Origin of the sequence: Macrococcus epidermidis (assembly GCF_003259695.1) — a bacterium.
Taxonomy (GTDB): domain Bacteria; phylum Bacillota; class Bacilli; order Staphylococcales; family Staphylococcaceae; genus Macrococcoides; species Macrococcoides epidermidis.
In genome coordinates this window covers 1,094,075-1,112,969 of the sequence record NZ_PZJH01000001.1, presented here as the reverse complement: position 1 = coordinate 1,112,969, position 18,895 = coordinate 1,094,075, and the positions used below count along the sequence as shown (strand labels likewise).

General features: G+C 34.1%; 21 protein-coding genes and 1 other annotated feature. All 21 genes read left to right on the top strand.

The window, feature by feature from the left end; genetic code table 11:
- The first annotated feature begins 1 nt into the window (after position 1).
- The 21 genes from BHU61_RS05870 to BHU61_RS05770 all read left to right on the top strand — a co-directional run bounded on the left by BHU61_RS05870 (position 2) and on the right by BHU61_RS05770 (position 18,892).
- Positions 2 to 481, top strand: coding sequence for a GNAT family N-acetyltransferase (locus BHU61_RS05870; protein ID WP_111715311.1), 480 nt, complete (start codon positions 2 to 4; stop codon positions 479 to 481).
- A 51-nt stretch (positions 482 to 532) separates the two neighbouring features.
- Positions 533 to 949 (top strand): DUF4930 family protein, encoded by a 417-nt coding sequence (locus BHU61_RS05865; protein ID WP_111715310.1) that lies wholly within the window; start codon positions 533 to 535, stop codon positions 947 to 949.
- Positions 950 to 1,243: 294 nt separating this feature from the next.
- Complete coding sequence (locus tag BHU61_RS05860) at positions 1,244 to 2,230, top strand: glycoside hydrolase family 3 protein (RefSeq protein ID WP_170122464.1); 987 nt, start codon at positions 1,244 to 1,246, stop codon at positions 2,228 to 2,230.
- A gap of 23 nt (positions 2,231 to 2,253) precedes the next feature.
- The gene (gene mreC, locus BHU61_RS05855; protein ID WP_242444221.1) at positions 2,254 to 3,123 is read left to right on the top strand and encodes a rod shape-determining protein MreC; all 870 of its coding nucleotides are present in this window, start codon (positions 2,254 to 2,256) and stop codon (positions 3,121 to 3,123) included.
- The gene (mreD, locus tag BHU61_RS05850) at positions 3,123 to 3,626 is read left to right on the top strand and encodes a rod shape-determining protein MreD (RefSeq protein WP_111715305.1); all 504 of its coding nucleotides are present in this window, start codon (positions 3,123 to 3,125) and stop codon (positions 3,624 to 3,626) included. The genes mreC and mreD overlap by 1 nt, the downstream gene beginning before the upstream one ends.
- Positions 3,627 to 3,680: 54 nt before the next feature.
- Positions 3,681 to 3,753: a sequence feature (ribosomal protein L21 leader region), on the top strand.
- 13 nt (positions 3,754 to 3,766) lie between these two features.
- Complete coding sequence (rplU, locus tag BHU61_RS05845) at positions 3,767 to 4,075, top strand: 50S ribosomal protein L21 (RefSeq protein WP_096076258.1); 309 nt, start codon at positions 3,767 to 3,769, stop codon at positions 4,073 to 4,075.
- Positions 4,075 to 4,395 (top strand): ribosomal-processing cysteine protease Prp, encoded by a 321-nt coding sequence (locus BHU61_RS05840; protein WP_099580090.1) that lies wholly within the window; start codon positions 4,075 to 4,077, stop codon positions 4,393 to 4,395. Before rplU ends, BHU61_RS05840 begins: the two co-directional genes overlap by 1 nt.
- Before the next feature lie 10 nt (positions 4,396 to 4,405).
- Positions 4,406 to 4,690: a 50S ribosomal protein L27 gene (gene rpmA, locus BHU61_RS05835; RefSeq protein WP_096076260.1), complete on the top strand. Its 285-nt coding sequence runs from the start codon at positions 4,406 to 4,408 to the stop codon at positions 4,688 to 4,690.
- Between the two features lie 107 nt (positions 4,691 to 4,797).
- Positions 4,798 to 5,280: a Spo0B domain-containing protein gene (locus BHU61_RS05830; protein ID WP_111715303.1), complete on the top strand. Its 483-nt coding sequence runs from the start codon at positions 4,798 to 4,800 to the stop codon at positions 5,278 to 5,280.
- An 11-nt stretch (positions 5,281 to 5,291) separates the two neighbouring features.
- Positions 5,292 to 6,581: a GTPase ObgE gene (gene obgE, locus BHU61_RS05825; protein ID WP_111715302.1), complete on the top strand. Its 1,290-nt coding sequence runs from the start codon at positions 5,292 to 5,294 to the stop codon at positions 6,579 to 6,581.
- Between the two features lie 11 nt (positions 6,582 to 6,592).
- Positions 6,593 to 7,042, top strand: a complete 450-nt coding sequence (locus tag BHU61_RS05820; RefSeq protein ID WP_111715300.1) for an ACT domain-containing protein — start codon at positions 6,593 to 6,595, stop codon at positions 7,040 to 7,042.
- Positions 7,043 to 7,051: 9 nt separating this feature from the next.
- Complete coding sequence (gene ruvA, locus BHU61_RS05815) at positions 7,052 to 7,642, top strand: Holliday junction branch migration protein RuvA (protein WP_111715299.1); 591 nt, start codon at positions 7,052 to 7,054, stop codon at positions 7,640 to 7,642.
- A 14-nt stretch (positions 7,643 to 7,656) separates the two neighbouring features.
- A complete protein-coding gene (gene ruvB / locus BHU61_RS05810; RefSeq protein ID WP_111715297.1) occupies positions 7,657 to 8,670 on the top strand; it encodes a Holliday junction branch migration DNA helicase RuvB in 1,014 nt (337 codons plus the stop codon).
- Positions 8,671 to 8,672: 2 nt separating this feature from the next.
- On the top strand, positions 8,673 to 9,695 hold the full coding sequence (queA, locus tag BHU61_RS05805; protein ID WP_111715296.1) for a tRNA preQ1(34) S-adenosylmethionine ribosyltransferase-isomerase QueA: 1,023 nt from the start codon (positions 8,673 to 8,675) through the stop codon (positions 9,693 to 9,695).
- 13 nt (positions 9,696 to 9,708) lie between these two features.
- Complete coding sequence (gene tgt, locus BHU61_RS05800) at positions 9,709 to 10,848, top strand: tRNA guanosine(34) transglycosylase Tgt (RefSeq protein WP_096076267.1); 1,140 nt, start codon at positions 9,709 to 9,711, stop codon at positions 10,846 to 10,848.
- Between the two features lie 10 nt (positions 10,849 to 10,858).
- The gene (gene yajC / locus BHU61_RS05795) at positions 10,859 to 11,131 is read left to right on the top strand and encodes a preprotein translocase subunit YajC (RefSeq protein WP_372486727.1); all 273 of its coding nucleotides are present in this window, start codon (positions 10,859 to 10,861) and stop codon (positions 11,129 to 11,131) included.
- A 180-nt stretch (positions 11,132 to 11,311) separates the two neighbouring features.
- Positions 11,312 to 13,603 carry a protein translocase subunit SecDF gene (gene secDF / locus BHU61_RS05790; RefSeq protein WP_111715294.1) on the top strand — a complete coding sequence of 764 codons (2,292 nt, stop codon included), beginning with the start codon at positions 11,312 to 11,314 and terminating at the stop codon, positions 13,601 to 13,603.
- A gap of 112 nt (positions 13,604 to 13,715) precedes the next feature.
- A complete protein-coding gene (locus tag BHU61_RS05785; protein ID WP_111715293.1) occupies positions 13,716 to 14,819 on the top strand; it encodes a mandelate racemase/muconate lactonizing enzyme family protein in 1,104 nt (367 codons plus the stop codon).
- An 82-nt stretch (positions 14,820 to 14,901) separates the two neighbouring features.
- Positions 14,902 to 16,014, top strand: a complete 1,113-nt coding sequence (locus tag BHU61_RS05780) for an amidohydrolase (RefSeq protein ID WP_111715291.1) — start codon at positions 14,902 to 14,904, stop codon at positions 16,012 to 16,014.
- Between the two features lie 60 nt (positions 16,015 to 16,074).
- A complete protein-coding gene (gene recJ / locus BHU61_RS05775) occupies positions 16,075 to 18,330 on the top strand; it encodes a single-stranded-DNA-specific exonuclease RecJ (protein ID WP_379883797.1) in 2,256 nt (751 codons plus the stop codon).
- Positions 18,331 to 18,370: 40 nt separating this feature from the next.
- Entirely contained in the window at positions 18,371 to 18,892 is a 522-nt protein-coding gene (locus BHU61_RS05770; RefSeq protein WP_111715288.1) for an adenine phosphoribosyltransferase, read from the top strand.
- The last annotated feature ends 3 nt before the right edge of the window (positions 18,893 to 18,895 follow it).

Here is an 18,895-nt window from a genome sequence, read left to right as displayed (position 1 = left end):
TATGTATAACATTATTCCGATGCATCGAACTGCTGCCGAAGAAATAAGCAGGTGGGATTTTGGCAAAGGTTATGAATTTTATAACATAGAAGAAGATCCATATGTTATAGAAACATTTTTGAATGGTCATTATTATATTGTCTATAAAAATGATGAAATATTTGGTTTCTTCTGTGATGGTGAAAGTGCGAGAATCAATGAAACATATCCTATAGATGATGATATCTTAGATGTTGGATTCGCATTAAATCCGAAATGGATCGGTAAAAAAATGGGGGAACTGCTATTAAACATTATGTTTGAATATTATTATGCGCTTTATGACGTTCATATATTTCGGTTAACGGTAGCTTCATTCAATGTAAGAGGTATTAAACTATATGAAAGAATAGGATTTTACGAAGTAAATACGTTTTACGAAACGATTGATAATGAAGCTATTAAATTTATTGTAATGTGCTATAATCAATCCCAGGACTGATGAATCTTTTTCTAAATAACGTTAAAATTGTATCAGAAAGTAGGGGATACAATGTTTAAGTTAATCAGAAGACTTATTAAATTAAGTCTACTTGTAGTTATAGGCGTTATGATATATTTTATCTTTGTTACTAATCCATTTAATGGTGAGGCAAATCAAACAGTAAATGAACCAGTTCAAAATGCATCGACGTATACTTTAGAAGATAATGTGCTGTTTAGAAATATTCCGTTATCTCAGGTGAAGAATGCATTTAATTTTATGGATAAGCAGGAATTTATGGATGTGTCCGGATTAACTCGAATGGGTTATAATGATGAATACTTGATTGGTCAGCGTGGCAGTGACTTTATCATGTATCGATTTGGTGAAAATAAAGTATCTGTATTTCAATCAGAAAATGATTTATATCATGCTCTAAGTGAACGTCAGCAATCTATTGATATGAAAGATAAAAGTTTTTATTAAAGGTTAGAGATTCTAAAGGGGTTTGGAGATAATATTTATTTCCGGACCTTTATTTTGTTTTTCTAATAATTTTGTTTATAATAAATACGGTATATGTAGTAACATCAATCATTTTGACTGGATGGAGTTGTTTTTTTGTTTTATTTTAATAAACCAATCCGCATCATATTTTTATCTATTATTTGTCTCCTATTATCATCATGTAATCAACAATATAGTTTTAAGTCACATTACAGTACTCCGATTATAAAACCGCTAAATCAAGTTTCGCTCTTGCCGTATATAATGAGTAAAATGACTTTAGAACAAAAGATTGCCCAGCAATTTATTTTAGGTTTTCACGGCACGACATATAATAATGTATTGGAAGAATATAATCAGCTGAATATTGGAGGTGTGATTTTATTTGCCCGAAATATCCAGTCAGCTGAACAAACAAGACTGCTTAATCAAACAATTTACGACCAAAATAAAGGTGTTCCAATGTTTATAGCGGTGGATCAGGAGGGTGGACGTGTGAATCGTTTCCCCACGGGTATTCAGAATATTGAACCTGCATTTCAAATTCGTAGCAGTGGTGATCCGCGCGTTGCATATGACAAAGGTGAATACATTGGAAGACAATTAAATGCATTAGGATTTAATGTAGACTTTGCACCATCTTTAGATATTTGGAGTAATCCCGCAAATAAAGTAATCGGGGATCGTAGTTTTGGTACGACTTATCAGGACGTCATAAAGTATGGCATACCTTTTAATAGAGGCATTAATGATCAGGATGTCATTACAAGTGCGAAACACTTTCCTGGGCATGGCGATACTTTTACTGATAGTCATGAATCTTTACCGGTAAGTCATTTGTCAGAGGAACGTTTATTTGATAGTGAGTTACAACCATTTAAATCAGCGATTAAGGATGATATCGACATGATTATGGTCAGTCACATATTATTCCCATCAATTGATGCAAACGCCCCAAGTTCAATGAGTAAAGCTATGGTTACAGACATACTCAAACAAAAATTAGGTTACAAAGGTGTCATAATTACCGACGATCTGGCTATGGGTGCTGTTGTTAAAAATTACTCTCGAGAGCAGGCGCTAATGAATGCAATAAATGCCGGGGAAACATGTTTATTGATTGGTTCAGATATTGGTGATATTCACTACCAGATAGAATTTATTAAATCACAAGTGAAATCCGGTAAGATAGATGAGAAAATTATTGATGAAAATGTTCAAAAAATACTCAAGTTAAAGCAAAAATATGGTATCGTATAATATATTAAAGTCATTTTAATGAGGTGTTAAGTTTGCCCAATTTTTATAAGAGAAATAAATTAGTTTTCTTTCTTTTTGGACTCATCATATTTATGGTTCTGGTTGGATTTTCACTGAGAGAAAGAGAAACGACGACAGTTGAATCTTTTGTAGGTGGTACAACTGCCATCGGTCAAAGAATCGTGTCATATCCTGCAATGTTTGTTACAGGTAATTTCGGTAATCTCATTAATATGTGGGATGCAAATGAAGAAAACAAAAAGTTGAAAGAAAAGATAAAAGGTTTTGCTCAAGTTGAAGCTGATAATTATCGTCTAGAAAAAGAAAATCAGGAACTAAGACAAGCTTTAAAAACGGATAGTATTTCAGAATATGATCCGGTGATTTCTACGATAATCGCTAGAAATCAAGATCAATGGATGAATACTTTTATCGTCAATAAAGGTAAATCATCTGGCATACGTGAAAATATGGCTGTGCTTACAACTGAAGGCTTAGTAGGACGTATCAAGAAGGTTAACAGTTATTCTTCACAAGTAGAATTAATCACTTCTAGTATAAAATCTAGTAAGATTAGTGTTACATTGCAACAAGAAGGTCAAGATATATTTGGTATGATTGATCATTTTGATGAAAGTAAGAATTTACTTGTCTTATCTGATATAAATAATAATGTGAAAGTTAAACTTGGAACAAAAGTAGTTACAAGTGGACTTGGCGGTCAATTCCCTAAAGGCATCTTAATTGGAGAAGTAAAGAAAGTTGAAAATGATGAATTTGGATTGAGTCAAATTGCATATGTCGAAACGCAAGCTGATATTAATGAACTCACACAAGTTTATGTTGCTAAAAAAAGTCCTAAAGTGATTTCATTAGAAGGAAGTGGCGAGTAATGCAGCTTGTGATTATGCCGCTTATTGCGCTCGTGTTGTTTTACATTGATTCATTAATCAACTCAATTTGGCCGGTCACTATTTTTAATTTTGATTATTATTTTAAATCACATTTATTATTTATGTATTTGTTGATAATAACGGTGTATAAAAATCCGAAAGTAGCATTAATACTAGGTGTGTTATTTGGAATCATTTCAGATATTTATTTTGGCACAATCTATGGTATATATCTATTCGGTTTTATCATTGCTATACTTCTTATGGATCAATTATTTAAAGTCTTCTACAAAGATTTAAAGATGATGATTGTATTGTTCTTGGGATTTATCTTTCTTTTTGAAAACTTTTATTACATTGTCTTTGCAATTCTTGGAATCGCACATATCAATTATTTTTTATTTTTGTGGACACATGTTTTACCGTCGTTACTTATTAACTTCATTTTAATACTCGTCGTTTTTCCATTTATCCTGAAATTACTTGATAAGTATATGAAATAATGATTGACGTCGCATTTTTAAAATGATAATATATTGAAGTTGAGTAGTTTCATAAGCTACATACAACCGCACAACTTTAGGTTTCAAGTGAGCAATCCACCTGAAGATGGCGTGACTTAAATAAAATAGGAGGTGCAAGTATGTTTGCAATTATTGAAACTGGTGGAAAACAATTAAAAGTTGAACAAGGTCAAGAAATCTGGGTTGAGAAATTAGACGCAGAAGCTGGTTCAACATTCACGTTTGATCAAGTATTAATGGTTGGTGGAGATTCAGTTAAAGTAGGTTCACCTGTAGTTGAAGGTGCTACTGTTACAGCGAAAGTTGAAAAACACGGTCGCGGTAAAAAAATCACTGTATTCAAATACAAACCAAAGAAAAACTACAAACGTAAACAAGGTCATCGTCAACCTTACACTAAATTAGTTATCGAAGCGATTAACGCGTAATGATTAACGTTACTATCTTAGTAAATGATGAAGGTCAAGTGACTGAGTTTACTATGGAAGGACATGCAGATAGTGCACCACACGGACAAGATCTTGTTTGTGCAGGCGCTTCAGCAATCGTCTTTGGTAGTATGAATGCAGTGATTGGTTTGACAGATGAACGACCGGACATTGATTATGCGGATGATGGTGGTTACTTTACTGCAAGGGTCGTTGACCTGAACAATAAAGAAGCACAGCTCATTATTCAATCAATGCTCGTGTCATTACAGACGATTGAAGCTGAATACGGACAATATATTAAACTAAACTATAAGTGAGGTGTAACTCATGTTAAAATTAAACTTACAATTCTTCGCATCGAAAAAAGGGGTAGGTTCTACACGTAACGGACGTGACTCTGAATCAAAACGTTTAGGTGCTAAACGTGCTGATGGTCAATTCGTAACAGGTGGTTCTATTTTATATCGTCAACGCGGTACTAAAATTTATCCAGGTGAAAACGTTGGACGTGGTGGCGATGATACTTTATTCGCTAAAATCGACGGCGTTGTTAAATTCGAACGTTTCGGACGCGACAAAAAGAAAGTTTCAGTATACGCTGAAGCAAAATAATTAGATGATAAGGGACTGAGACATAACCATGTCTCAGTTCTTTTTTCATTTGTTTACCTCAGTCGTACAATTATTTAATCCATGATATAATATGAGCAGGTGATTTAATGCATAATGTTGAAACTTATATGAAAACTAAACATGATTTAGCGAACCAATTGCAGTTGTTAGATGCTTATTTTACATTAGGTCAACGAGATAAAGCTGAGCGTTTATCCAAAAACATCGTTGCACAGTTTAGAGATGAACAACAATTCCTAAAATTAAATTGTCCCAAATCCATACAGTATTACGTTGATACTATATTAGATGAACGTTTATTTGAATGGGCGTTTGAAATTGAGCTTCTAACCAGTGCAATTGGCAATTATGATGAAATATTAAAAGCGTTTATTCAGACATGTATTATGGATTACAAAAATAGAGTCGATACTAAATCATTGGTTACAATGAGTTTATTTGAAACTGATGATGAGATTGAATGTATTTTCGCATTAACAGGCAATATTAAAGACACGTCAAATGTATTATCAAGTTGTACAATCGCAAATGACGAAATTATTGAATACAAATTAGAAATTAGAAAATAAGAGGTGTTTATATGTTTATAGATCAGGTCAAAATTAATTTAAAAGCAGGTGACGGTGGTAACGGTATCGTTGCATATCGTCGTGAAAAGTATGTACCGTTAGGTGGTCCTGCCGGGGGAGATGGCGGTAAAGGCGCTTCTATTATATTCCAGGTAGATGAAGGGTTACGTACATTATTAGATTTCCGTTTCCAACGTATGTTCAAAGCTGAAAAAGGTGAGAACGGTCAGACGAGCAACATGCATGGAAGAGGAGCAAAAGATTTAATACTAAAAGTACCACCCGGCACGATTGTTAAAAACGCTGAAACCGGAGAGATTATAGCAGATTTAGTGTTACATGAACAAAGTGCAGTAGTAGCACGTGGTGGACGCGGTGGACGTGGTAATTCACGTTTCGCATCAGCAAGTAACCCTGCACCAGATTTCTGTGAAAATGGTGAACCAGGTGAAGAATTAGAAGTTTCTTTAGAACTTAAATTATTAGCCGACGTTGGTTTAGTTGGTTATCCAAGTGTTGGAAAATCTACATTACTTTCAATTGTTTCAAAAGCGAAGCCAAAGATTGGTGCTTATCATTTTACGACAATTAAACCTAATTTAGGTGTTGTACAAACAAAAGATAATCGTAGTTTTGTAATGGCTGATTTACCCGGTCTAATAGAAGGTGCTTCTGAAGGTGTTGGTTTAGGGCATCAATTCTTAAAACACGTTGAACGTACACGCGTTATTATTCATATTATTGATATGGGACGTACTGATGGAAGAGATCCTTATGAAGACTACGTTACTATCAATAAAGAGTTAGAAAACTATAATAAAAAATTAGCGCGACGCCCACAAATTGTCGTTGCAAACAAGATGGATATGCCAAATGCGGATGAATATTTAGCAGAATTCAAAGAAAAAATTGGTGATGAAGTTGAAATTATTGAATTAAGCGCAGCAACCTACCAAAACATAGATACGTTATTATATCGAGCAGCAGACTTATTAGATGCAACGAAAGATGTCGATTATGACATTGATGAAGAAGATACTGCGGTGCACCGTGTTATGTATAAACATGAAAAATCTGCAGATCACTTTGAAATTACACGTGCAGATGATGGTGCTTATGTTGTGAGTGGTAACTCAATCGAACGTTTATTCAAGATGACAGACTTCACGCGTGATGCATCTGTACGTCGTTTCGCTCGCCAAATGCGTACGATGGGTATCGATGATGCATTGCGCGAACGTGGCTGTAAAAATGGAGACATCGTTCGAATTATGCGCGGTGAGTTTGAATTTGTAGAGTAGCAGGTGAAGATATGACGGATCAAAATAAAAAGTTTTATTTAATTCGCGAAGATGTATTGCCTGAATCAGTAAAGAAAACATTATTAATTAAAGATTTACTCGATAAAAATCCAAAGCTATCAATATTTGATGCAGTTAAAACATACGATTTATCCAGAAGTGCTTTTTATAAATATAAAGATACAATTTTTCCGGTAGATGAAAAAACACGTGAACGTAACATTACAATGATGGTCCAGGTTGATGATAAAGTTGGTTTGTTAAGTCGTATATTAGAATTTATCGCAAGTGAGAATGGTTCGGTGTTAACAATCCATCAGACGATTCCAATTAAAGATAAAGCGACGATTACAATTTCATTAAATGCTACGAATATGGATTTAACGATTAATGAACTGATTGAAAAGATAGAAACACTTGATTATGTTAATCAAGTGCAGTTACTTGGTATGAGTTTATAGGAGGGTACGATGTACGCTTATTTAGAAGGTCAATTAAATGAGATTTTACCGACACATCTAGTTGTTGGAGTCAACGGTATTGGATACGAATGTCATGTACCAAATCCATACCGCTTTCAAAAATATATCAATAAAGATTTTAAATTATTTACGCAGCTGATTGTGCGTGAAGATGCACATACACTATATGGTTTCGATTCAATGGAAGAAAAACAATTATTTTTATCTTTAAATAAAGTGACGGGTATAGGTCCAAAGTCTGCTTTAGCTATATTAGCATCAAGCTCACCAAAGGAAATTAAAAATGCGATTGAAAGTGAAAATGATAGTTATTTAATTAAGTTTCCTGGCATCGGTAAGAAGACAGCACGACAAATGATACTTGATTTAAAAGGTAAGCTGATTATTACGGATGAAACAGAAGTATTTAAGGAAATAACTGAACAGAAGACCGAAGTAATTGATGAAGCATTACTGGCGCTAGAAGCATTAGGTTATACGAAACGTGAACTTCAAAAAGTCGAAAAAGTGTTAAAACAAGAACAACTAGCAACTGTTGATGAAAATGTCAAACGTGCCTTTCAAATGCTTGTCTCATAAAGGAGTTGAAATGATTGGATGACAGAATTATAGATGATACACTTTTAAACTCAGAGGAACTGCAAGATGAATTAAGTTTGCGTCCGACAAAACTTTCTCAGTATATAGGGCAGGAAAAGATAAAACATAATCTGGATGTATTTATTCAGGCAGCAAAATTGCGTAACGAATCACTAGACCATGTGCTGTTATATGGTCCACCCGGCTTAGGTAAGACAACGCTTGCTACAATAGTGGCAAATGAACTTGATGTCAATATCAGGACGACTTCAGGACCGTCAATAGAGCGTCCCGGGGATTTAGCAGCAATTCTTTCAAGTTTAAATGCAGGTGATGTGCTTTTTATCGATGAAATTCATCGTTTAAGTCGCGTAGTTGAAGAAGTATTATATCCTGCTATGGAAGACTTTATGTTAGACATCGTAGTAGGTAAAGGTGAAGAGGCAAGAAGTATACGTATCGAATTACCACCATTCACTTTGATTGGTGCGACAACGCGTGCCGGAAGTCTTTCAGCACCTTTACGTGACCGTTTCGGAGTCCATTTAAGACTCGATTACTATTCTATTGATGATTTGTCTCAAGTTGTCAGTCGTACAGCTGATGTGTTTGATGTGGCAATTGATAATGCATCAGTTACAGAACTGGCCATGCGTAGTCGTGGGACACCACGTATCGCTAATCGTTTGTTACGTCGTGTACGTGATTTTGCACAAGTTAAGAATGATGGTCATATTGATTTTAATATTACATCAAATGCCTTGAATTTATTGCAGGTTGATGCGTATGGATTAGATCATATCGATCATAAAATATTAATGGCTATCATTGAGCGTTATAACGGTGGCCCGGTTGGTCTCGATACGATAGCAGTGTCCATCGGTGAAGAACGCATGACGCTTGAAGATGTTTATGAACCTTATTTAATACAAAAAGGGTTTTTAGAACGAACACAACGTGGGCGTGTAGCCACACCACTTGCTTATGAACATTTTAATATTCCGTTTGATAATGAAAAGAGGAAATAAAGTTGGATGTAAATGAATTTGATTTTGAATTACCAGAAAGATTAATTGCACAAACGCCTTTGCTTGATCGTACAGCAAGTCGATTACTTGCTTTAAACAAATTAACTGGAGAGATCACGCATACACATTTTAAATCAATAATTGATTATTTAAATGAAGGTGATACGCTTGTTCTTAATGATACGAAAGTTATGCCGGCACGTCTTTTTGGTGTTAAAAGTGATACAGGTGCAAAAATAGAAATGTTGATGCTTACTGAACATGATAATGGCTGGGAAGTTTTGATTAAACCCGCAAAGCGCGTTCAAATCGGAACGAAAGTATCTTTTGGAGATGGTAAGATTATAGCGACATGTGTCGATATGCTTGAGCAGGGCGGTCGTATCATGCAGTTAAAGTATGATGGGATTTTACAGGAACGACTAGATGAATTAGGTTTAATGCCACTACCACCTTATATAAAGGAAACACTTGATGATCAGGATCGTTATCAAACAGTGTATGCAAAAGCTGTTGGCTCTGCTGCAGCACCTACGGCTGGTCTTCACTTTACAAAAGAATTATTAGCAGCAATAGAAGAAAAAGGCGTTAACATTGCTTATATCACATTGCATGTCGGTCTAGGTACGTTCAGACCAGTAAGTGTTGATTCGATTGAAGATCATGATATGCACAGTGAATACTACGAGATGACTGCAGAAACTGCACAATTGTTAAATCGTACAAAAGCGAGTGGCAAACGCATTATCTCTGTAGGTACTACTTCAACACGAACACTAGAGACAATTGCAGATGAAAATGGTCACTTTGAAGCACAAAGTGGATGGACAGATATCTTCATCTATCCTGGTTATAAATTTAAGGCGATAGATGCAATGGTAACAAACTTCCATCTGCCTAAATCAACACTTGTAATGTTAGTATCAAGTTTAGCAACAAGAGAAATTATATTAGATGCATATCATGAAGCTGTTAAAGAAGAATATCGCTTCTTTAGTTTCGGAGATGCAATGTTTATTTATTAAAAGGAGAACATTTATGCCAGCAGTAACTTATGAACATATAAAAACTTGTAAACAATCTGGAGCGCGACTAGGTATTGTCCATACACCACATGGTTCTTTTGAAACACCGATGTTTATGCCAGTTGGAACGCAAGCAACAGTAAAAACGATGAGTCCGGAAGAATTAAAAGCAATGAACGCTAAAATTATTCTAAGTAATACATACCACTTATGGCTTCGACCAGGGAGTGATATCATTCGCGAAGCGGGTGGATTACACAAATTTATGAACTGGGATAGACCTATCTTAACAGATAGCGGTGGCTTTCAAGTATTTAGTTTAAGCGATATGCGTAAGATTGAAGAAGAAGGTGTACATTTCAGACACCATTTAAATGGTTCTAAATTATTCTTAAGTCCTGAAAAAGCAATGCATATTCAAAATGATTTAGGATCAGATATAATGATGGCATTTGATGAATGTCCGCCGATGCCTGCTACGTATGAGTATGTAAAAGCGAGTATCGAAAGAACTAGTCGTTGGGCTGAACGCTGTTTAGAAGCGCATCAAAGACCAAATGATCAGGCATTATTCGGTATTATTCAGGGTGGAGAATATGAGGATTTACGTACACAATCTGCTAAAGATTTAGTTTCATTAGATTTTCCGGGATACGCGATAGGTGGTTTATCTGTAGGAGAACCTAAACCAATCATGTATAGAATGTTAGAGCATACGACACCACTCATGCCATTTGATAAACCACGTTATTTAATGGGCGTTGGATCTCCTGATGCACTCATTGAAGGTGCAATTCGTGGTATTGATATGTTTGACTGTGTTTTACCAACACGTATTGCACGTAATGGCACATGTATGACAAGCAAAGGACGTGTTGTCGTAAAGAATGCGAAATACGAACGTGATTATACGCCACTTGATGAAAATTGTGATTGTTACACTTGCAAAAATTATACGAAAGCATATATTCGTCACTTAATTAAAGCTGATGAGACTTTTGGAATTCGCTTAACGACAATCCATAATTTACATTTCTTATTGAATATGATGGAACAGGTAAGAGAAGCAATTCGTAATGACCGTCTACTTGATTTCAAGGAAGAATTCTTTGAAGCATACGGTTTAAATGTTGAAAATCCAAAAAACTTCTAGGAGGACTATTATGACACCAGAAATGCAGGCAATTATCGTACAAATATTGCCATTAATCGTATTATTATTTGTGGCATATTTTTTAATGATCAGACCACAGCAAAAAAGAACGAAAGAACAACAGGAACTGCTTAGAAACTTAAAAAGAGGCGACAAAGTTGCAACGATTGGTGGGCTACAAGGAACTGTGAAATCAGTTGATGCAAACTTTGTAACGATCATTGTCAATAACAAAGGTACAGAAATGACTTTTGATAAGATGGCAATCAAAAAAGCTAAGTAAAAGTATTGTGTATAATAATTAATAAAAATTTATATTCAAATAGATAAATCTTAATAAATTAAATATTTTTAATTATTTATCAAATTTTACACATCTTTAATATCGTTTTAAGTTGAGATTATGTTATTATTTATTAAATTGGTAAAATGTGTTTTTAAATTTGAGTTTTGAGGTGGAACTGTGAAAAAACGTAGCAGATTAATAGCATTACTGTTATTAACAATACTTTTGTTTAGCTCAATGGGTGTAACAGTAAAAGGTATTATGGAGAAAGTAAATCTGGGATTAGATTTACAAGGTGGTTTTGAAGTACTTTATAAAGTAGATAAACTAGATAAAAACGACAAAATCGATAGTGAAGTCGTTAAAGCGACGAGTAAGACACTTGAATCGCGTGTCAATGTTTTAGGGGTATCAGAACCAAAAATTCAGATAGAAAATAATGACAGAATTCGTGTTCAGCTTGCTGGTGTTAAAAATCAAAATGAAGCACGAGAGATTTTATCTACAAGTGCGAACCTTACGATTCGTGACGCTAATGATAAATTACTTCTTTCAGGTAAAGATTTAGTACAAGGTGGTGCTAAACAAGCATTTGATCAAAATAGTAATGCACCTGTTGTTACCTTAAAATTAAAATCAGCGAAAAAATTTGCTGATGTTACACGTAAGATTTCAAAACAGAACCCAAATATAATGGTTATCTGGATGGACTTTGAAGAAGGTAAAGATAGCTATAAAAAAGAAGCTAAGCGTGAACAGGCTGGAAAAGAACCGAAATATGTGAGTGCTGCCGGCGTATCACAGGAAATCAATTCGCAAAATGTTGAGATTTCAGGTGGATTCCAGGGTGAAGAAGGATTAATACGTGCAAAACAAATTGCTGACTTATTAAACTCAGGTTCACTACCAGTTAAACTTACAGAAGTTTATTCAACTTCTGTTGGTGCTCAGTTTGGTCAAGATGCGTTACATGATACAATGTTAGCATCTGCAGTCGGAGTAGGATTAATTTTCTTATTTATGATTTTTTATTACCGTCTACCAGGTATATTAGCTGTCATCTCTTTATCTGCTTATATTTGGTTAACGATGATAGCATTTAATATGATCCATGGTGTACTAACGTTACCGGGTATTGCAGCGTTAGTGTTAGGTGTAGGTATGGCTGTTGATGCCAATATCATCATGTATGAACGTATTAAAGATGAATTGAAGATTGGGCGTAGCGTAAAACAGGCATTTAAAAAAGGATCTAGTTCATCATTTTTAACGATACTCGATGCCAACTTAACGACAGTACTTGCTGCTTTAGTATTATTCTTCTTAGGAACAAGTAGTGTTAAAGGTTTTGCGACAATGCTGTTACTAGGTATCTTAATGATCTTTATTACACAAGTATTCTTTACACGTTTATTATTGAGTCTTGCTGTAAATTCAGGATTCTTTGATAAGAAATTTAGTTTCTTCGGAGTAAACAGTAAACAGCGTCATCACTTATCAGAAGGCATCGATGTACATGATCTGAAGACACGCTGGGATCGTATTAATTTTGTAAAACTTGCGAAACCATTGCTTACTGCATCATTAGCATCTATTATTATAGGAAGTATTATCATTGCTATAATGGGATTAAATTTAGGCATCGACTTTAAATCAGGATCTCGTGTGGATGTGAAGAGCGATCAGGTGATAAAAGTTGATGATGTGAAAACATCATTGAAATCATTAGATTTAGAAACTGATAATATTATTGTCAATTCTGATACAAATAAAACAGCAGTTATTCAATTTAAAGATCCGCTGACTAAAAATCAAATTAGAGATTTAAAATCTGATTTTGATAAGAAATTCGGACATGAACCGAATGTAAATACTGTTTCAAGTGAAATTGGTAAAGAATTAGCAAAAAATGCGATTAAATCTGTAATCATTGCATCTATCGGTATCATCATCTATGTAACATTCCGATTTGAATGGAGAATGGGATTAACATCAGTACTTTCTTTATTACATGATGCATTTTTAATTATAGCTTTCTTCAGTATCTTCAGATTCGAAGTGGATGTAACCTTTATCGCAGCGATACTGACAATTATCGGTTATTCAATCAACGATACAATCGTTACATTTGACCGTGTACGTGAGAACCTGCATAAAATGAAAGTGATTACACATCCTGAACAGATTGATGAGATTGTTAATAGTTCTATTCGACAAACATTAACGCGATCAATCAACACTGTTCTAACTGTAATTATCGTAGTTGTTGCACTGATGTTACTTGGAGCATCTAGTATCTTTAACTTCTCGCTTGCATTACTTGTCGGGTTAATTTCTGGGGTATTCAGTTCAATCTTTATTGCTGTTCCACTTTGGGGTATTTTGAAAAAACGTCAACTTAAAGCAAACGGCGGACGTTTGACGGTATATGAGGAAAAGAAAGCAAATGATGAAAAGATATATGTTTAAATAAAAAAAGAAAAATCATGTCTATACATGATTTTTCTTTTTTTTGTATAAATTTCACAAATTACATTAAAATTTTATTATGATGAATATAACAGTCATTTGGAGGAGAATTATGAAAATCACAAAAATTATTGGCCATTATATTCAACTACCTTTGAAAGAACCTTTTATTATTAATTATGCTACTTACGATAGCATGCACTCAGTAATCGTAGAAATACATACGGATACAGGTATTATAGGATATGGTGAAGGCGTTGCTGATGAGCATGTTACAGGGGAAAGTGCAGCTGGCATCTATGCTAATCTGGAAATAATAGCGCCTAAGCTTATCGGAGAAAATCCATTAAATATTGAAAGTATTCATTTATTGCTCGATGAAATGATTTTAGGTAATCCCGCATTGAAGGCAAGTATAGATATCGCATTGTATGATATTTTAGGTAAGCACGCTAATTTACCAATTTATCAGCTGCTTGGAGGTAAAACTGTTGATAGACTGGATTACGCAAAAGTATTAAGTGTGAAACATATTGAAGCAACAAAAAAAGATATCGATATTTTACTCGAATCCGGGTATAAGGTTATAAAAGTTAAGCTTGGTGGTAATATATTTGATGATATTCTAAAACTGAAACAGATATTAGAGTATATAAAAGAAACAGATGCAATCGTTCGTGTAGACTGCAATCAAGCATGGTCAAATCCAAAGGCAATCGTACAAGCTTTGAAATCAATAGAAGATTCGAAATTAAAATGGATTGAACAACCATTGAAATATAATGATATTGAAGGCATGAAATATTTATATGAAAATATGAATGTAAATCTGATGGCAGACGAAATGATTAAAGATGTCCATGATTTAGCAAGACTCAAAACACCACATTTTGATTTATTAAATGTGAAACTTATGAAGTGTGGCGGAATTCATAATGCAGTGAAGTTAATACGATTTGCAGAAGGTTTAGGCATTGAATGTCAAATCGGATCAATGGTGGAATCTTCTATTGGTAGTGCTGCAGGTTATCATACAGCAATGGCATTAAATAATGTTAAATCAACGGAACTTACAGGACCATTATTATTCAGTCAAGATATTGGTGATTTAAAATATGATATACCGTTTGTTGATTTAGGTGATGCACCTGGATTAGGTATTACTATCAATAAAGAAACATTAGCAGCATTAACTGTAAAAAAATTTGAAGTATGAATAATTTAATGAATAATAATATTGATAAATAATAATATATAATATAAATAAATTTAAACAATTTAATAAAAAGGGGATTAACATGAATAACACAGATTTTCATGATAGGATATTAGACATTAATCGTGAACTGAATTTAAGAGCTGAAGTAAGTTGGGATGAAGAGAAAACAACAAAATATATAGAAAAGTTATTTAGAGATGAATACGAAGTTCATCGATTTAACAAGACGGGATTATATATAAAAATACCAGGTGAAATTGATAAGACAGTAGCATTTAGAAGTGACATTGATGCACTGCCTTATAATTTTGAAGATGGTTTGAAAGTCATCCATGCGTGTGGTCATGACGCGCATATGACAACTTTGATCGGTCTGTTGTTTAAATTGAAACTAACGAATTATCAACCTAAATATAACTTATTGTTTATCTTCCAGCCGGCTGAAGAAGCTGGAAGTGGTGCAAAATATGTTTTAGAACATGATATTTTAAATGATGTTGAATTCATGTTTGGTATGCATGTCAGACCAAAAAATGAATTAAAAGGAAATGAATTCTCAAGCAGTATTCAGCATGGAGCGAGTGCAACGCTTCACGTAGATATAACAACGACGGAAGGTCATGCGGGTCGACCATGGGAATCTATCAATAGCATTGATATTGCAATGACACTCAATCAAAAAATAAAAGCGCTGAACAATGAAAAAGACAGATCTTATTCTGTGAAGATGACGACGATTGAAACACTTGGAGGCACACATAATACGATTCCCGGCACGGTAAATTGTGTGTTTGATGTTAGAGCACAATACAATGATAAAATGGCTGCTTTACAAGAAAATATAGATAACATTTGTGAAATGATAAAAGGCCAGTATGATTGTACAATAAAATATTATTATACAAGTAATACAGTAGCAGCTGAAGTAAGTGATGAAGCAAGAAATATCTTAACAGAAGTGTTACGTGAACAGCAGCATGATTATATTGAAACGATTGTAACGCCTGGTGCAGAAGATTTTCATACGTATTCTAACACATTACCTGAAATAAAAACGACGATGCTCGGAATTGGATGTAATATGAATCACGGATTACATCATCCTGAAATGAAATATGATAAAGAATCGATATTTACTGCTATTAATATTTATTTTGATGTGATTAAAAAACTAGATAAAAAAGTGAGTTAATTTGGGGGCATTCATTTTCTAAAATGAATGCCTTCATGTATAATTCTACAGTGTAGGGGGATTGTTATGAAGAAAATGAAATGGCAAGTGTCTAGGATAGAAAATACAATTCCTGATGACTTAATTAAAAAATATAAAATTTCTAGTATCAATCAAAAAATATTAAATGCACGAAATATTATTACAGACGAACAGCTTAGTGATGTTTTTTCTGAAGGGAATATTCATGATCCGTTTTTAATGTTTGATATGGACAATGCAATAGTAAGAATAAAAACAGCAATTGAAAATGGTGAACCGATTCTCGTTTATGGTGATTATGATGCAGATGGTGTGACAAGCACTACAGTACTTGTCAAAACTTTAGAATCCATGGGCGCTATAGTCGGCTGGTATATTCCGAATCGATTTACTGAAGGATATGGACCGAATGAAGATGCATTTCGTCAGGCAGCAGATGAAGGCGTTAAATTAATTATTACAGTCGATAATGGCATTCAAGGTCATCATGAAATTGATGTTGCCAATGAACTTGGAATAGATGTCATCATTACCGATCATCATGAAATTGGTGAGACTTTACCGAATGCTTTTGCAATCATTCATCCGATGCACCCCGAAGGTACTTATCCTTTTGGACATCTTGCAGGTGTGGGGGTTGCATATAAAGTCAGTCATGCACTTCTTGGACAACAAAATGAACAATTTTTACCGTTTGTTGCGATAGGAACAATCAGCGATCTTGTTTCAATGACCGGAGAAAATAGAGCAATGGTAAAGCGAGGCCTTAAAATACTTAATCAGACGCCACCTGTTGGCGTAGCAGCGCTATTAAAACAAGCAGGTTTCTCAGGAATGATAGATGAAGAGACAATAGGTTTTATTATTGGTCCGAGATTAAATGCTGTTGGCCGTCTGGACGACGCAAGAATTGCTGCAGAACTTTTACAGCTGGATGACCCTGTGGAAGCAGAATGGATGGCTGAACAAGTTGATAGTTTCAATGTTGAACGTAAAGCGATTGTAGAGACAATTACACAGGAAGCGATGATTGAAGCAGAAGAGAAAATCAGTAACGGTAATCGTTTTTTAGTGCTTGCTAAAGAAAATTGGAATGAGGGTGTCCTTGGTATAGTTGCGAGTCGAATCGTTGAAAAATATAATCTGCCGGCCATCATTTTAAATATAGATTATGTGAATGATTACGCAAAGGGTTCAGCACGTAGTGTTGAACAGATATCCATGTATGAAAGTCTCGACCAGGCACGAGAATTGATTACAAAGTTTGGTGGTCATCATATGGCGGCTGGTATGACGCTACCAATCGATCATATTGAACAGTTAGAACGTAGTATCAATCATTATTTGGAAAGCGTATTAGACGGTGAACCGATAACTTCCCAGTTAAATATAGATACTGTTATTGATATGGATGATATTACAGTAAAAAATATTAGTGATATTGAATTACTACGACCATTTGGAACAGATTTTAAAGCACCGGTAATTGGTTTATATGACCAGATAATCAGTGAGATTAAACAAATTGGGCAAAATGCGGCACATTTAAAGTTTAAAACAATGTCTGATTTGAATTGTTTAATGTGGAAACAAGGAGACTTAATTAATGAATTTCCTTCAGGAGCTGTTGTTAATTTAGCAGGTTCACTTCAACTCAATGAATGGAATGGCAATGTTTCACCGCAAATGATTGTGCAGGCTATGCAATCAGATAATATTAAAATGATTGATTTTCGTAATGCACATCCAAGAAAATTTGCATTTTTAAAGGATGAACAAGTTGCCTATGTTATTCATCCAGGTCAACAAAAAATCAACGAAAATTACTATTATTATGGCGAATCTGTATTTGGGCATGATAAAATAGTATTCAGGGATATCCCACACGATTTTGAAAGTTTCAAAAGAACTTTTGATACAAATGATGCAGATACTATCTATTTAATTTTTCATAAGAAAAATCAAATTTACTTTGAGGGTATGCCAAGTATCGAAAAATTCAAATTATTATTTAAATGTTTTAAGATGAAGCCAGTCATTGATTTAAAGACAGATGGGGGTTATCTTATTGATTTACTGAAGGTGAAACCTGATACTTTACTATTTATGTTAGAAGTATACAAAGATTTAAACTTTATTTATCAAACTGAATTAACATATCATTTAAATGAAACGATTAAAAAAGCTGAAATACAGTCTTCAGAAACGTATAAAAAAAGATTAACTGCTTTGAAATTAGAACAGACTTTCCTGTTCTCAACATTTGACAGTTTAAAACAACAAATTATGGAATAATATTAAAAAAATAAATGAATTTTATTGTGGAGGCACAAAGATGGATTTAAAAAAGTATATTGCAGAAGTGAAAGACTGGCCAAAAGAAGGAATTAGCTTTAAAGATATAACTACTTTGATGGATAATGGTGAAGCATATGCCTATGCTACAGATCAAATCGTTAATTTCGCACGTGAAAAAGAAATTGATATCGTAGTTGGACCAGAGGCACGTGGATTCATTATTGGATGTCCAGTCGCTTATGCAATGAACATTGGCTTTGCACCTGTTAGAAAAGAAGGTAAATTACCAAGGGAAGTTATTCGTTATGAATATGAACTTGAATATGGAAGTAATGTGTTAACGATGCACAAAGATGCGATTAAACCGGGTCAACGTGTTTTAATAACAGATGATTTACTGGCAACAGGTGGTACGATAGAAGCAACGATTAAATTAATTGAGCAATTAGGTGGAATTGTTGCGGGTATTGCCTTTATTATAGATTTAAAATATTTAAAGGGTATGCAGAAGTTAGAAGGATACGATGTTTTAACATTGGTAGAGTATGAAGAGGAATAATAA

Excerpts from the sequence above, each read along its gene's own strand:
- rpmA (WP_096076260.1), top strand. The coding sequence starts at position 4,406 with ATGTTAAAATTAAACTTACAATTCTTCGCATCGAAAAAAGGGGTAGGT.
- BHU61_RS05785 (WP_111715293.1), top strand. The coding sequence starts at position 13,716 with ATGAAAATCACAAAAATTATTGGCCATTATATTCAACTACCTTTGAAA.
- mreD (WP_111715305.1), top strand. The coding sequence starts at position 3,123 with ATGCAGCTTGTGATTATGCCGCTTATTGCGCTCGTGTTGTTTTACATT.
- BHU61_RS05840 (WP_099580090.1), top strand. The coding sequence starts at position 4,075 with ATGATTAACGTTACTATCTTAGTAAATGATGAAGGTCAAGTGACTGAG.
- BHU61_RS05780 (WP_111715291.1), top strand. The coding sequence starts at position 14,902 with ATGAATAACACAGATTTTCATGATAGGATATTAGACATTAATCGTGAA.
- rplU (WP_096076258.1), top strand. The coding sequence starts at position 3,767 with ATGTTTGCAATTATTGAAACTGGTGGAAAACAATTAAAAGTTGAACAA.
- yajC (WP_372486727.1), top strand. The coding sequence starts at position 10,859 with ATGACACCAGAAATGCAGGCAATTATCGTACAAATATTGCCATTAATC.
- BHU61_RS05820 (WP_111715300.1), top strand. The coding sequence starts at position 6,593 with ATGACGGATCAAAATAAAAAGTTTTATTTAATTCGCGAAGATGTATTG.
- BHU61_RS05830 (WP_111715303.1), top strand. The coding sequence starts at position 4,798 with ATGCATAATGTTGAAACTTATATGAAAACTAAACATGATTTAGCGAAC.
- BHU61_RS05865 (WP_111715310.1), top strand. The coding sequence starts at position 533 with ATGTTTAAGTTAATCAGAAGACTTATTAAATTAAGTCTACTTGTAGTT.
- obgE (WP_111715302.1), top strand. The coding sequence starts at position 5,292 with ATGTTTATAGATCAGGTCAAAATTAATTTAAAAGCAGGTGACGGTGGT.
- BHU61_RS05860 (WP_170122464.1), top strand. The coding sequence starts at position 1,244 with ATGACTTTAGAACAAAAGATTGCCCAGCAATTTATTTTAGGTTTTCAC.
- ruvA (WP_111715299.1), top strand. The coding sequence starts at position 7,052 with ATGTACGCTTATTTAGAAGGTCAATTAAATGAGATTTTACCGACACAT.
- BHU61_RS05870 (WP_111715311.1), top strand. The coding sequence starts at position 2 with ATGTATAACATTATTCCGATGCATCGAACTGCTGCCGAAGAAATAAGC.
- BHU61_RS05770 (WP_111715288.1), top strand. The coding sequence starts at position 18,371 with ATGGATTTAAAAAAGTATATTGCAGAAGTGAAAGACTGGCCAAAAGAA.
- tgt (WP_096076267.1), top strand. The coding sequence starts at position 9,709 with ATGCCAGCAGTAACTTATGAACATATAAAAACTTGTAAACAATCTGGA.